Consider the following 13,923-nt stretch of genomic DNA (forward strand, 5'->3'; position numbering starts at 1 on the left):
AGCAACGCGTCTGCTGTTTAACCCGTTCAACCAAATGGAGATCACAGATGAGAGCATCTGCTTTTTTTAGCCAATTACAACAGCAAATTGAAGACGTTAAAGCTGAAGGTTTGTACAAAAATGAACGTGTTATCACTTCACAGCAGCAAGCTCAAATTGAAGTGGCATCAGGCGATAAAGTTATTAATTTTTGTGCTAACAACTACTTAGGTTTAGCTAACAGCTCAGAACTAATTGCAGCTGCCCAACAAGGCTTAGATGACCATGGCTTTGGTGTTGCCTCAGTGCGTTTTATTTGTGGTACCCAAGATATTCATAAAACGCTTGAGAAAAAAATCAGTCAATTTTTAGAAACTGAAGACACCATTTTGTACTCATCATGCTTTGATGCGAATACAGGCTTGTTTGAAACTATTTTAGGTGCAGACGATGCGATTATTTCTGATTCATTAAACCATGCATCTATTATTGATGGCGTGCGTTTATGTAAAGCAAAACGTTTCCGTTATGCAAATAACGATATGGCTGATTTAGAAAAGCAATTAATTGCAGCCGATGAAGCCGGTGCTAAAACTAAACTAATTGCTACTGATGGCGTGTTCTCAATGGATGGCGTCATTTGTAATTTAGAAGCAGTGTGTGATTTAGCCGACAAATATGACGCGCTTGTTATGGTTGATGACTCACATGCCGTTGGTTTTGTTGGCGAAAACGGTAAAGGTACGCCTGAGTACTGTAATGTACTCGACCGTGTCGATATTATTACTGGCACCTTAGGCAAAGCGCTTGGTGGAGCTTCTGGTGGTTATACTTCAGGCAAAAAAGAAATTGTTGAGTGGCTTCGTCAGCGTTCACGTCCATACTTATTCTCAAATTCATTAGCGCCTTCAATCGTAACAGCGTCAATCAAAGTGTTAGAAATGCTTGAAAATGGCGGTGAGCTTCGCGCTAAGCTATGGTCAAACGCTAAATACTTCCGTGAGCAGATGGAAACGGCAGGTTTTACCTGTGCAGGTAAAGATCATGCGATTATTCCAGTGATGCTAGGGGATGCAAAAGTGGCGTCACTTATGGCTGATAAACTATTGGCTGAAGGGATTTATGTAACTGGCTTTTCATTCCCTGTTGTACCAAAAGGTCAGGCGCGTATTCGTACCCAAATTTCTGCAGCGCACAGCAAGGAGCAGCTTGATACAGCCATTGCAGCATTTACCCGTATTGGTAAAGAGATTGGTGTTATTTAATTTTCTTGTTAAATCGCGGCTAAAGTCGCGATTTTTTAATTGAGTGTGGATTATGAAAGCATTATCAAAGTTAAAAGCAGAGCCAGGCATTTGGATGACAGATGCGCCAAAGCCTGAAGTAGGTCATAACGATCTGTTAATTAAGATTCGTAAAACGGCTATTTGTGGCACCGATGTTCATATTTATAAGTGGGATGAGTGGGCACAAAATACCATTCCTACGCCTATGGTGGTTGGCCACGAATACGTGGGTGAAGTAATTGACATGGGCCAAGAAGTGCGCGGTTTCAATGTTGGCGACCGTGTATCAGGTGAAGGTCATATAACCTGTGGTCATTGTCGTAACTGCCGTGCTGGTCGTGTTCATTTATGCCGAAATACAACCGGTGTGGGCGTTAACCGCGAAGGTGCATTTGCTGAGTACCTAGTGATCCCAGCATTTAATGCGTTTAAAATCCCAGATAATATTAGCGATGAACTGGCCTCTATTTTTGACCCGTTTGGTAATGCAGTACATACCGCTTTATCGTTTGATTTAGTGGGTGAAGATGTATTAATCACTGGTGCAGGCCCTATTGGTATTATGGCTGCAGCTGTAGCTAAACATGTAGGTGCACGTCATGTGGTTATCACCGACGTAAATGAATACCGCCTAGACTTAGCGCGTAAAATGGGCGCAACGCGTGCTGTAAACGTTGCAAATGAAAAGCTTGAAGATGTAGCTAAAGATCTAGGTATGACCGAAGGCTTTGACATTGGCTTAGAGATGTCAGGTGTTCCGAGTGCATTTAATGCCATGCTAAATAACATGAATCATGGCGGCAAAATTGCCATGTTAGGTATTCCACCTTCAGATATGGCGGTCGATTGGAATCAAGTTATCTTTAAAGGCTTAGTGATCAAAGGTATTTACGGTCGTGAGATGTTTGAAACTTGGTACAAAATGGCCAGCTTGATTCAATCAGGACTTGATTTAAAACCAATTATTACTCATCAGTATTCAATTGATGACTTCCAAGCTGGCTTTGATATGATGATTTCAGGCCAATCGGGTAAAGTAATTCTTAACTGGGATTAATAATCCCCTGTTAAGAGAATTAAAGGCGGCATTTGTCGCCTTTTTTGTAATTATAAGAGAGCACTATGGCATTTAAACATATATCAATCGCACAAACCCTCGAACTACTAGACAAAGAAGATGTGGTGATTGCTGATATTCGCGATCCTAATTCGTATCAGACAGGGCACATTCCTGGCTCTGAAGCGCTTTCAAATGCAAATATCGCCCAATTTATGATGGAAAAAGAGTTTGACCAGCCGATTATTATTGTTTGTTATCACGGCATGAGCTCACAAGGTGCTGCCAGCTACTTAGTAGAGCAAGGCTTTGAAGATGTTTACAGCATGGATGGTGGTTTTACTGCGTGGGAAGCCGCTTACAAGGATAAAGTAGCACGATGATAGAGCTTGGTAGCCTAACTAATCCCCGCGCTGCACAGGGCTTTATAGATTACCTAAAAAGCCAAGGGCTTTCAGGGCAAATTCGTACTGAGGATGGCCATACGCTTGTTATTAGTGTGGCACCTGAAGACTTTCATGCAGTGCAGCCTTTATGGAACGAATTTGCTAAAAACCCTAATCATGAGCGTTACCAACAAGCATCATGGCAAGTAGGTACTACGCAGTCACCGTTAAAGTATCAAGGGCAGTCACTTAATTTAGTCGCTCGTTTTAAAGCCTTAAGCTGGCTTAATCAAGGTGTTAGTATTCTCAGCATTGTTGTTTATATTGCCTTTTTATTTGGTGCGTTTGAGCCTATTTATATGGCGTTGCAGTTCAATCCTGCGTCACCACTTACCTGGTTAACACCCGCTGTTGTGCATTTTAGCGCTATGCATATTGTGTTTAACTTAATTTGGTGGGTATCACTGGGTGACAACATTGAAAAGCAATGTGGTAAGTCGAGTTTAATCGGGCTGTTTTTAGTTACCGCTTTAATAAGTAATTGGGCACAGTACTTAATGGTCGGTCCTAACTTTGGTGGGCTTAGCGGTGTTGTATATGGGTTGTTAGGCTTTTGTTGGATTTACAGCGCGCTTAACCCTAAACAGCCTGCACTGGTTACAACCGCAATTGTTGGTTTTATGCTGGTATGGTTAGTACTTGGTTTTGCAGATGTATTATTTGTTGGAATGGCTAATTGGGCACACTTAGGTGGGCTTGTTAGCGGTATGGCTTTTGCCTATACCGCTCAGCTTTTTAAAACAAAAAGCGCCTAATGATATAAATATTTAGTAAATAACAGGTCTCGGATTATTTCTTGGCCTGTTTCTTCCTTAAGTAAGCTTTTTAGTTTTTCTGCGCTTTTAAGGCGAATTTGCTCACGCCCTGTTAAAGACTTTATTTTGTTTTCAGGCTCTTTTGATAATATCTCTACTAGCGCATCACGTAACAGCGGAGTGTGGTGTTCTACAATGGCAATATCGGATGTTTTGTTTAGCATTAAATCTACCGTGACGCGAACGTAACCCATTTTTTTACTTGATGGACCAATGTAATTGGTAATAATGTCTGGCTCAAACCCAAAATAACCCACAGTAGACTCAGCACGTGCTGATAAGCTAGTTAGGCTGACTAAAAGAATAAAAAGGCCTGTAAATACTGTTTTTTTCATTTCAAAAGCGTTTCCGTAAACTGGTTACAAATAGTTTATACTTATTAGTAAATAAGATACAGCAAGATGCTGTTATTTGTTGTGTTTGTAAAAGTACTCTGGATTCAAGTTTGGGATAGGCAATAGCGAGAGTCAAATGCTGATTAGCTTTTTATGACACAGGATGTGCTTGGTATTGAGTAAATCGCGCTTTTTCAAATTCGTTGGCAATGTTATGATCTCTTTGATTTTTTTCAAGTAGAGTTATTGTGATTACTTTTCCTCTTTCTTTATCTGCTGATTGGCAGAGTACCACTCAAGTAACTGGCTTATCTAACGCTGAGAAAGAGTGGTTATTTGAACCGCATTCTTTAACGGCTAAATTAAAAAGTCAGTCTCAGCGTTTTGCTGTAAAAGTGTTGAGTGAGCAAAAAGTAGACCTTTCTCAATCACAGCAAACGCTATTAAGTAAGCAGGTAAGTACAGTACTTAACCGTGAAGTGTTACTGTTGTGTGATGAACAACCGATTGTTTATGCTCAAAGTTGGTTGCCAGTAACAAGCAATAATACAAACAATCAGCTGCACAATATGGGAGAACGCCCGTTAGGTGATGTAATCTTTCAAGATCCTGCGTTAAGGCGTACTGATATTGAAATTGCTCGCTTTGATGGTAATCACTCATTGCAATCACTGGTGAGCGAACTTAATTTACCGAATCGCTCTTTACTGGGCAGACGCAGCGTATTTTCTTTACATAACTATCAATTTTTGGTCTGTGAGGTTTTTTTACCAGGAGCTTACTTATACTCATGAAACTAGCCGCTTTGTCTGTTAATCATATTCCCTATTACATCCAGTTAATGCGAATTGATAAGCCCATAGGCACTTTATTGCTACTTTGGCCAACTTATTGGGCACTATGGATAGCGAATGATGGTCTGCCTAGCTTAACGAATTTCATTGTGTTTACCCTTGGAGTAATAGTTATGCGAAGCGCAGGATGCGTTATCAATGATTTTGCCGATAGAAAAATTGATGGCTCAGTAAAGCGTACTTGTCAGCGGCCGCTAGCGACCGGAGCGGTAAGTAGTGGCGAAGCAATTAGTTTGTTTTTATTACTCGTTGTCATCGCTTTTATATTAGTATTATTGCTTAATACCAATACTATTTTGTTATCGTTTGGTGCGCTTGGATTAGCGTTTTGTTATCCCTTTATGAAACGTTACACGCAACTTCCACAGGTTGTATTAGGGGCTGCTTTTGGTTGGGCAATTCCTATGGCATTTATGGCATCAACAAACTCATTGCCTGTGCAAGCTTGGTTGCTATTTATTGCCAATATTTGCTGGACGGTGGCTTACGACACTATGTACGCCATGGTTGATAGAGACGATGATTTAAAAATAGGAGTAAAATCAACCGCTATTTTATTCGCCAGTTATGACCGCCATATTATAGCGATACTTAACTTTAGCTTTTTTGCGTTGATGGTTTTAATTGGGTTGATGAACCAAATAGGATTTAGTTTTTGGTTGGGATTAGCTATTGCAGCAATGTTACTTGTGTATCAACAGCGTTTGATTCATTTACGCCAGCGAGATAATTGTTTTAAAGCATTTTTAAATAACCATTACGTAGGACTGGCTATTTTTATTGGTTTATTATTTTCTTACCCCGTTTTTGCTTAACGGGGTGGGTCGATAATGCCACTAATTGACGCGTTTTTTCTGAACCAACCAGCAATCGAATAGCGGTTATCAACAGCAGGAAGTACTTCATGTACAAAGCGTTCGCTTTCAAATAATACCAAAGTGCCTGCCGTGGGTTTTATTACTATTTCTATGTCTTTACTTTTAGGCTTGTAAATAACTAGCTCTCCACCTTCCTCTGGAGAGTTCAAATATAATACGGTAGTAAAAACACGGTTTGAACGACCTTTAAATGCATCTACATGTTTTTTATAAAAATCACCTTGCGTATATTTTGCATAGTGACATTCATAATCAAACAAACCCATAAAGAAAGTTCGATTAAGCGTATTACGAACTGCTTCCATTACTTGCTGGTAGCCAAGTTGTGCATTTGAACTGCCATCAAACCAATAGGTTTTGTCTTTACGAACTGTATTATCAATTTGCAAGTTATTTAATCGACCAATACCAGCAAGGCTAAAGTGTGGATTTATTCTGTAGCAATCTGCCATTAAATCAAAGATTAGGTCACTATCAATGGCGTTTTCAATAATGGCATAACCATGCGTTTCAATCTGCTCTAGATAAATTCCAGAAGCTGTAAAGTTGTTCATTAACGCTAGTCATAATAGTAGGGAGCGTTAGTTTAATGTAAAAAAACTTTAAAGCTACAAATTTATCGCGTTCACCAAAGCGCATGGTGTAATGTTATGCTTTTGAGACTTTATTTATTAGCGAGAGTAAGTGGTCAACATGCTCACCTGCTTCTATTTGTTGGCTGGTTTGCACAATAAGTTGCTCATGGCTAATATCGTTATTAGTCTTAAGCTGAATTAGATTGTGGTTTTCTGCCACAGAACTGGTGTGTTCAATACCGGCAATGGCAAAATGGTCTGACTTTTCAAGTCCGGCCATTACCTGATCAATACTGCCCACTTTAATAGTTGATACTTTATTTAATGAGTCTATTACTTCATTAAGCATTGATTGCACTTGTTTTGACTGTGAAAAACAACTGAACATTGGATAACTTTCGAGTTCTTTTTTACTAATATCGCTTTTATTTGCTAAAGGATGTTGTTTTGAACAAAATAAAATAAGCTGATCAGGTAATTGTATGTCGCTACCAATGCTATTGACTATTTGCGAGCATACACTAATGTCAATTTCACCCTGAAGTAACTTTCTATGAAGCTCAGTTTTGTTTTGTAGCTGCATTTCGATTTTAATATGCGGGTATTGGCTTAAAAATTCACCGCAGGTAATTGGTACTATGCTGCTGGTTGTTGTGGTGTAACCAATAACCAATTTTTTCTCTTCAGTGCCATTAATTGACTGAAAAGCGCGATGTTTTATTTGCTCTAGCTCATTGAGGGTATTTTTTGCAAAGTCGAGGAAAAGTTCGCCTGCTTGAGTTAATTTAACCGAGCGAGTAGAGCGGGTAACAAGTTCGTAGCCAAGCTCTGTTTCAAGAGTTTGAATACTACGAGTTAACGCAGATGTGCTAATTTGGGTTTGTTCTGCAGCTTGCCTAAAATGACGAAGTAGGCCAAGCGCTACAAACTGTTCTAATTGTTCAAATCTCACTATATAGTCCTTTTTTATAGGTAAGCTAGGGGAATTGCAGATTAAAGACTGACTTTATATCCCTACAGATCAGTTGAAATAATGTTTTTAACCACCTCCTTAGATTAACTTTCTTTTCATCGTATTTAAAGAGAATAGTTGCTAAAAGTTGTTATACCTTTGGGTAATGTTAAATAACTGTAGGGTTTTATTATTGACCAAGTTTATGCAATTTTATAACAGCTTCTTAAAGTCTCGGTTTGTTAATTACTGTTTTTGCTTTTAGGGTTGGGCTCAATAAAATTTTTACTTACTCGGTTACTTAAAGGCTTATTTTCAATGTTTTGCAATTCAATTTCTATGGCATCACAAGAGATGTGAATTTCAAATAATGAAGTAAGCAAAGATAAGCTTAAGCAACTTAAACTGACACCAAATAAAATAATGCCCGTGGTATTAAATTCTATAAATAATGCGAACATAGATAGCGTACATAATAAAAAAGCAGCCACTCCGTATACTTGCATGGTTCTTATTAATTTTATTCGCTTTCTAAGGTTGGTTATTTGCGCCACCACAACAGGACGAATAGATTCCCCTTCACGTGCATTCAGTTCTCGTATTAGTTGCGCTAGCACTAAAAATCGGTTTGTATAGGCGAGTAACAACAACGAGATTGCTGGAAAAAGTAAACCTGGAGTAGTTAGCGTCATAATGTGTCCTTAAATCATATTATTTGCTTTAGGTTACGCAGGCAAATTGTACACATAAAGTAAATGAGGTGGATATTGCAAAATATTAATAATAGCGATTCAAATATAACATCATTTGATTGGGTTACGCTTTATAACGCAGAAAATAGTTTAGAGGCCAATATAATAAAAGGATTGATTCTGAATGCGGGAATTGAGTGTCAAATTAAAGGTGAAATGCTGCAAGGTGCAATGGGCGAGATCCCGTTTGAGCAAACACAAGTAAGTGTGCAGGTTTATGCGATAAAAGAGCGCCATGCACGCGAAATATTGGTAAACTATCAGCAAGTAAAACAATCCGCTCCAGATTGGGTGTGCCCTAACTGTAATGAGCATAATGGATCAACATTTGATTTTTGTTGGTCATGTGGGACTTTAAAGAATGACAAAAGCGAATAATTTTCAGCGTATTAGAGAGTTAAATTACCTGCAAAAAGCGGTATTGGCCAGTGCGTTAATAGAGCGTATGTTGCCTAATTATGGACTATTTAGTGAGGCTACCGGTTTTGGCGATGAGGTTATTTTGCGTAATGCTTTAAATGTATGTTGGGAAAAGATACTGCTTCCTAAAAGTAAGATTGATTTAGAAAAGCAAGTCGAAAAAATTGAACCTAATGTACCTGAACTTGCTGATTTTGATATGTTTGGCACTTACCCTGCCATTGACGCTGCCACCTCATTATTGAGCTTAATGCATGGCCTTTTAGCACAAGACGAGCAAGAATTTGTTAATGTGAGTAAAATATCGCAGGCAACTGTGGCTCGCTTTATTGAGTATCAAATGACAGTTGAAGGGGATGTTGCTGATAATAAAGCAGTGCGTGAACACCCACTAATGCAATACGAAATAGAGGTATTAGGTGAACTAATTGATTTTGTAGAAGCTATGGGGCGTATTACTGCTGAAAATGTAAAAGCATTGAAAAAGCATGTCCTTGCTGATGGCCAAACTAACATTGGTTTAGCACTTTAAGTTATTTGTTTTAAACACCTTGTTAGGTGGCAGGAGAATTAACAATGCGAATTTTAGGCATTGAATCATCATGCGATGAAACTGGTATTGCTATTTATGATGATGAAAAAGGGCTACTGGCTCATCAATTATATAGCCAAGTAAAAGTACATGCTGATTACGGTGGTGTGGTACCTGAGCTTGCATCTCGCGATCATGTACGTAAAACATTGCCGCTTATCGATGCGGCATTTGCGCAAGCTGGCTGTGGACCGGAAGATTTAGACGGTATTGCCTACACCGCAGGACCTGGTTTAGTAGGGGCTTTGTTAGTAGGTACCTCAATTGGTCGCTCTTTAGCGTATGGTTGGGATATTCCTGCGGTGGCAGTACATCACATGGAAGGGCATTTATTAGCGCCAATGCTTGAGGAAAACGTTCCCGAATTTCCATTTATTGCTTTACTCGTATCTGGCGGTCATACCATGATGGTAAAGGTTGCGGGCATTGGCCAATACGAAGTATTGGGTGAGTCGGTAGATGACGCTGCAGGTGAAGCATTTGATAAAACGGCTAAATTACTTGGGCTTGATTACCCTGGCGGTCCTCGTTTAGCTAAAATGGCTGAGCAAGGCGTTGCCAAACGATTTGTTTTCCCGCGCCCGATGACAGATAAGCCTGGTCTTGATTTTAGCTTTAGTGGCTTAAAAACCGCCGCTTCGATTGCTATTCGTGAAAATGATAGTGACGAGCAAACTAAAGCAGATATTGCCCATGCATTTCAAACAGCCGTTATAGATACTTTAGTGATTAAGTGTAAGCGAGCACTAAAACAAACGGGTATTAAACGTTTAGTAATAGCCGGTGGTGTAAGTGCTAATACGCAACTACGTTTGCAACTAGAGCGTGTGATGCAAGGTATGAAGGGCGAAGTGTATTACCCACGCACTGAGTTTTGTACCGACAATGGCGCAATGATTGCTTATGCTGGTATGCAGCGTTTAAAAGCGGGGCAGTTTGCTTCGCTTGATATGAAAACTAAACCGCGCTGGCCAATCGATAGTCTAGAAGCAATATAGTTAACCAGAACCTAGGTTAGTTATTACTTCTTATCATTTGTAGGGGCTTGTTTAGTCCCTACTTTTGGCTCTTCACCCTTAAATAAACGCACAATATTAGTGCGATGCCTAATAATGATCAGTAGCGTAATAAAGGTCACCGGTAAGGTATATAACGGCTTTATCCACCATGTATATAAAGGTGCTAGCGTTACAGCTACTAACGCTGCAAGGGATGAGTAGCGGGTAATCGCGACAATAATCAGCCAAGTACCAATCAATAACCCACCTAAAGAGAGTCCTATCGGCAGTAACGAGCCAAATGCTGTTGCGACCGCTTTACCCCCTTTAAAACTAAAAAACAATGGGTACATGTGCCCTAAACATGCTGCAACCGCAATTAAACCAAGCTCTAGCGGCTCAAGTTTTAAAAAGTAAGCGCCCCAAACAGGGATAGTGCCCTTTAAAATATCAAATATTAAAACTAAGCATGCGGGGAGAGCGCCGCCTAAACGGTAGACATTGGTTGCTCCTGGGTTATTGGAGCCATTTGTGCGTGGATCGGGAAGTTTGAATAGCCGCGACACTAAAATGGCCGATGAAATCGAGCCGAGCAAATAGGCTAATACAAACATTAAAATGACTAACACGCGCTTCCTTATTTTTTAATCATTACTTTTAAGCTATTATTGGCGTCAAAATTTACGGGCTTCTTAAATTACTCGCAATTTTGTAACTATTCTATTGTAGAAGTAATTTTAGTATATTTAAACACTGATTAAAGTATATACAGTATTAATTTGATTGATACAATATGTAATTAACTCAGTGACTTGTTACAGTCATTTGGAGTATCAATGGACAAGGTATTTATATCACAATTGCATGTCGAAACGATTATCGGGGTGTATGATTTTGAAAAGAAAAGTAAACAAAGCCTGTACTTTGATATTGAGATGCTAAGCGACATTAAGCCCGCAGCACAAAACGACGATATTAACTTAGCATTAGATTACGCTAAGGTGAGTGAGCGAGTTATCGAGCACAGCACTGCTAAACCAGTCGAGCTTTTAGAAACGCTGGTGGAGCAATTAGCGCAAATTATCTTAACCGAATTTAATACTCCTCAAGTAACAATAAAAGTTAGCAAGCCTGCTGCAGTTCCACAAGCGCAAACTGTGGGTGTAGAGATAACCCGCAATAAGGCTACGGCTTAAATGGCGCAGATATTTATTAGCCTAGGGTCAAACATCAATAAAGCTGAGCATATTCGGCGTGCTCTAGTGGCGTTAAATCAGCACTTTGAAAACACACATCACTCATCAGTATTTGAAAGTGAAGCTGTGGGTTTTGCCGGTAAAAACTTTTATAACTCAGTGCTTGCCGCCACCACTGATATGGCGCTGGTTGATGTGTGCGCGTTATTGAAACAAATTGAACGAGACAATGGCCGCCAAGCAAATGATAAAAAGTTTAGCCCACGTACACTGGATCTCGATTTACTCTTTTATGATGATGTAATTTGCGAGAGCCCAGCACAATTACCGCGTGACGAAATTACTAAAAATGCCTTTGTCTTGCAGCCTTTAGCTGAGGTGGCCCCTGATTTTTATCATCCGGTAGCAAAACAAACGATTGCCCAAATATGGAATGCATATAACAACCCTCAACAAAAACTATGGAAGGTGGAGTTTTCTAACCCATGAGTATTATAGAAATAATTGTTTTAGCCCTAATTCAGGGATTTACTGAGTTTTTACCTATATCGAGTTCGGCACACTTAATTTTACCATCACAAATTTTAGGCTGGGAGGATCAAGGGTTAGCGTTCGATGTTGCTGTTCACGTAGGCACTTTAATTGCGGTTGTTATTTATTTCCGTAAAGAAGTAGCCGATATACTCGGTGCTTGGTTTAAATCGTTTGGCGTGCAGGGCACAACAGATGATAGCAAACTAGGTTGGTGGATCATTTTAGGTACTGTGCCAGCAGCTATTTTAGGCTTGTTATTAAAAGATTTTGTTGAACTGTACTTACGCAGTGCATGTGTGATTGCGACCACAACAATCGTATTTGGTCTATTGCTTTGGTACGCCGATGCCAAAGGTAAGCAAATAAAAACAATCTATCAGTTAAACTGGAAAACGGCCCTCATTATTGGCTTTGCACAAGCCGTTGCAATGATCCCTGGCACTTCACGTTCAGGTATTACCATGACAGCGGGTTTAATGTTAGGTATGAACAAGCAAAGTGCAGCGCGCTTTTCGTTTTTATTAGCTATTCCAATCATTTCAATGATGGGTCTTTATTATACTGCAGAGCTTGCCCTTGGCGATCATATCGTAGATTGGACGGCATTATTGTTAGGTGTAGTGCTGTCGTTTTTATCAGCTTATGCTTGTATTTTTATGTTTTTAAAAGTGATTGAGCGAATGGGAATGCTACCATTTGTTATTTATCGTTTATTATTAGGTGTCGGTTTAATATTCTTTTTAATGCTATAAGCTATTAATCTTCAGGAAAGCCTCCCACTTTGGGAGGCTTTTTTATTTGCGCCAAGGGTTAATGGTAACTTAAGCTAAATTTTGGCATTATAGCGCCATTAAATTTTGCCCTAGAGCAAACTCCGCGCAGGATGAAAGGATAGTAAATGCATATACATATTTTGGGTATTTGTGGCACATTTATGGGTGGTATTGCCGCTATAGCAAAATCATTGGGTCACCACGTTACTGGGTCAGATCAAAACGTTTACCCACCAATGAGTACTCAGCTACAAGAACTGGGTATTGAACTAACACAGGGCTATGACGTATCTCAACTAGAGCCAGCTCCAGATATCGTTGTTATTGGTAATGCTATGAGCCGTGGTAACCCGTGTGTTGAATATGTACTCGATAACAGCCTGCCTTATACCTCAGGACCTGAGTGGCTAAAACATAACTTACTACAAGATTCGTGGGTGCTGGCTGTGGCAGGAACTCATGGTAAAACAACCACCGCCAGTATGTTGGCGTGGATACTTGAATATGCGGGTTTAAAACCGGGCTTTTTAATTGGCGGAATTGTACAAAACTTTGGTCTTTCTGCGCGAGTTGGGCAAACGCCATTTTTTGTTATAGAAGCCGATGAGTACGACACGGCCTTTTTTGATAAACGCAGTAAGTTTGTTCATTATTTACCTCGAACACTTATTTTAAATAATCTTGAATTTGATCATGCTGATATTTTTGAAGATTTAAACGCAATTAAAAAACAATTTCACCATTTGATACGTACACTACCGCAAAGCGGCAAAGTGCTTTGGCCAAAAAATGATGAAGCACTGAGCGATGTGATTGCAAAAGGGTTGTGGAGCGAGAGCGAAACATTAGGTGATGATTGGAGTTATGAATTACTCAAAGCCGATGGTTCTCAATTTAATGTTTTACTAAATAGGCAGTTACAAGGCGTTGTTAGTTGGCAAGCGATTGGTGAGCATAACGTTAAAAATGCCATTATGGCTATTGCAGCAGCACGCCATGTGGGAATTGCAATAGAGCACAGTATTGAAGCTTTGGGCGAGTTTATCAGCCCAAAAAGGCGGATGGAGCTTAAAGCAGATATTAATCATATTAAAGTGTATGACGATTTTGCCCATCACCCAACGGCAATACAAACAACGCTTGCTGGGCTGCGTGCTAAAGTGGGCGATGAAAAAATTATTGCGATTTTAGAGCCGCGCTCTAACACCATGAAAATGGGAGTGCATCAATTTACACTTCTCGATTCACTTCGCGATGCAGATGATGTGCTGTTATTTGAACCAGAAAATTTAAACTGGTCACTTAAAGAGCAAGCTGACAAAGCGGGTATGCAGTGCTTTGATTCTACAACCGCTATTATTGATACAGTGCTTGAGAATGTTGAGCCAAATCAACATGTTTTAATTATGAGTAATGGTGGTTTTAATGGTCTTCATCAGCAACTTGTTGATGGTTTGACCGATAAATACAGCGGAGAATAA

At 39.7% G+C, this 13,923-nt stretch carries 18 protein-coding genes; 13 read left to right on the forward strand and 5 right to left on the reverse strand.

Translation table 11 applies throughout. The annotated features are described in order from the left end of the window. The first annotated feature begins 47 nt into the window (after window positions 1-47). The 4 genes from AN392_RS15100 to glpG all read left to right on the forward strand — a co-directional run bounded on the left by AN392_RS15100 (window position 48) and on the right by glpG (window position 3,523). On the forward strand, window positions 48-1,244 hold the full coding sequence (locus AN392_RS15100; RefSeq protein WP_055013170.1) for a glycine C-acetyltransferase: 1,197 nt from the start codon (window positions 48-50) through the stop codon (window positions 1,242-1,244). 52 nt (window positions 1,245-1,296) lie between these two features. Beyond that, entirely contained in the window at window positions 1,297-2,322 is a 1,026-nt protein-coding gene (tdh, locus tag AN392_RS15105; protein WP_055013171.1) for an L-threonine 3-dehydrogenase, read from the forward strand. A gap of 65 nt (window positions 2,323-2,387) precedes the next feature. After that, window positions 2,388-2,705: a thiosulfate sulfurtransferase GlpE gene (gene glpE, locus AN392_RS15110; RefSeq protein WP_010390998.1), complete on the forward strand. Its 318-nt coding sequence runs from the start codon at window positions 2,388-2,390 to the stop codon at window positions 2,703-2,705. Further along, window positions 2,702-3,523 (forward strand): rhomboid family intramembrane serine protease GlpG, encoded by an 822-nt coding sequence (gene glpG, locus AN392_RS15115; RefSeq protein WP_055013172.1) that lies wholly within the window; start codon window positions 2,702-2,704, stop codon window positions 3,521-3,523. Before glpE ends, glpG begins: the two co-directional genes overlap by 4 nt. Here the strand turns inward: glpG and AN392_RS15120 are convergent. After that, window positions 3,520-3,918, reverse strand: a complete 399-nt coding sequence (locus AN392_RS15120; protein WP_008115596.1) for a flagellar basal body-associated protein FliL — start codon at window positions 3,916-3,918, stop codon at window positions 3,520-3,522. The two genes, glpG and AN392_RS15120, sit on opposite strands and share 4 nt — an antisense overlap. A 248-nt stretch (window positions 3,919-4,166) precedes the next feature. Here AN392_RS15120 and AN392_RS15125 point away from each other — a divergent pair, with 248 nt between their 5' ends. After that, a complete protein-coding gene (locus tag AN392_RS15125) occupies window positions 4,167-4,712 on the forward strand; it encodes a chorismate lyase (RefSeq protein WP_055013173.1) in 546 nt (181 codons plus the stop codon). After that, on the forward strand, window positions 4,709-5,587 hold the full coding sequence (gene ubiA, locus AN392_RS15130; RefSeq protein WP_054201980.1) for a 4-hydroxybenzoate octaprenyltransferase: 879 nt from the start codon (window positions 4,709-4,711) through the stop codon (window positions 5,585-5,587). Before AN392_RS15125 ends, ubiA begins: the two co-directional genes overlap by 4 nt. Here ubiA and AN392_RS15135 read toward each other — a convergent pair. From AN392_RS15135 to AN392_RS15145, 3 genes are all read right to left on the reverse strand, one after another. Then, a complete protein-coding gene (locus AN392_RS15135; protein WP_054201981.1) occupies window positions 5,584-6,204 on the reverse strand; it encodes a 2OG-Fe(II) oxygenase in 621 nt (206 codons plus the stop codon). The two genes, ubiA and AN392_RS15135, sit on opposite strands and share 4 nt — an antisense overlap. A gap of 94 nt (window positions 6,205-6,298) precedes the next feature. After that, window positions 6,299-7,177: a LysR family transcriptional regulator gene (locus tag AN392_RS15140; RefSeq protein ID WP_010391006.1), complete on the reverse strand. Its 879-nt coding sequence runs from the start codon at window positions 7,175-7,177 to the stop codon at window positions 6,299-6,301. A gap of 242 nt (window positions 7,178-7,419) precedes the next feature. Further along, window positions 7,420-7,869, reverse strand: a complete 450-nt coding sequence (locus AN392_RS15145; protein WP_054201982.1) for a DUF2721 domain-containing protein — start codon at window positions 7,867-7,869, stop codon at window positions 7,420-7,422. Between the two features lie 63 nt (window positions 7,870-7,932). Between AN392_RS15145 and AN392_RS15150 the strand changes: the two genes are divergently transcribed. Genes AN392_RS15150 through tsaD form a run of 3 tightly spaced genes read left to right on the forward strand, consistent with a single transcriptional unit; the run spans window position 7,933 to window position 9,939 of the window. Next, window positions 7,933-8,307: a DUF2007 domain-containing protein gene (locus AN392_RS15150; protein WP_372239236.1), complete on the forward strand. Its 375-nt coding sequence runs from the start codon at window positions 7,933-7,935 to the stop codon at window positions 8,305-8,307. Then, the gene (locus AN392_RS15155) at window positions 8,291-8,881 is read left to right on the forward strand and encodes a YjaG family protein (RefSeq protein ID WP_008115608.1); all 591 of its coding nucleotides are present in this window, start codon (window positions 8,291-8,293) and stop codon (window positions 8,879-8,881) included. The genes AN392_RS15150 and AN392_RS15155 overlap by 17 nt, the downstream gene beginning before the upstream one ends. Window positions 8,882-8,925: 44 nt before the next feature. Next, the gene (gene tsaD, locus AN392_RS15160) at window positions 8,926-9,939 is read left to right on the forward strand and encodes a tRNA (adenosine(37)-N6)-threonylcarbamoyltransferase complex transferase subunit TsaD (RefSeq protein ID WP_036979790.1); all 1,014 of its coding nucleotides are present in this window, start codon (window positions 8,926-8,928) and stop codon (window positions 9,937-9,939) included. 23 nt (window positions 9,940-9,962) lie between these two features. Here the strand turns inward: tsaD and plsY are convergent, their stop codons facing one another. Further along, window positions 9,963-10,568, reverse strand: coding sequence for a glycerol-3-phosphate 1-O-acyltransferase PlsY (gene plsY, locus AN392_RS15165; RefSeq protein ID WP_010391012.1), 606 nt, complete (start codon window positions 10,566-10,568; stop codon window positions 9,963-9,965). Window positions 10,569-10,775: 207 nt separating this feature from the next. On the opposite strand from plsY, the gene folB reads away from it, so the two are divergent. The 4 genes from folB to mpl all read left to right on the forward strand — a co-directional run bounded on the left by folB (window position 10,776) and on the right by mpl (window position 13,923). Then, window positions 10,776-11,135, forward strand: coding sequence for a dihydroneopterin aldolase (gene folB, locus AN392_RS15170; protein ID WP_055013174.1), 360 nt, complete (start codon window positions 10,776-10,778; stop codon window positions 11,133-11,135). Beyond that, complete coding sequence (folK, locus tag AN392_RS15175; RefSeq protein WP_055013175.1) at window positions 11,136-11,624, forward strand: 2-amino-4-hydroxy-6-hydroxymethyldihydropteridine diphosphokinase; 489 nt, start codon at window positions 11,136-11,138, stop codon at window positions 11,622-11,624. Continuing rightward, a complete protein-coding gene (locus AN392_RS15180) occupies window positions 11,621-12,421 on the forward strand; it encodes an undecaprenyl-diphosphate phosphatase (RefSeq protein WP_055013176.1) in 801 nt (266 codons plus the stop codon). Before folK ends, AN392_RS15180 begins: the two co-directional genes overlap by 4 nt. A gap of 146 nt (window positions 12,422-12,567) precedes the next feature. Continuing rightward, complete coding sequence (gene mpl, locus AN392_RS15185; protein ID WP_055013177.1) at window positions 12,568-13,923, forward strand: UDP-N-acetylmuramate:L-alanyl-gamma-D-glutamyl-meso-diaminopimelate ligase; 1,356 nt, start codon at window positions 12,568-12,570, stop codon at window positions 13,921-13,923.

Origin of the sequence: Pseudoalteromonas sp. P1-16-1b, assembly GCF_001401785.1 — a bacterium.
GTDB lineage: Bacteria > Pseudomonadota > Gammaproteobacteria > Enterobacterales > Alteromonadaceae > Pseudoalteromonas > Pseudoalteromonas undina.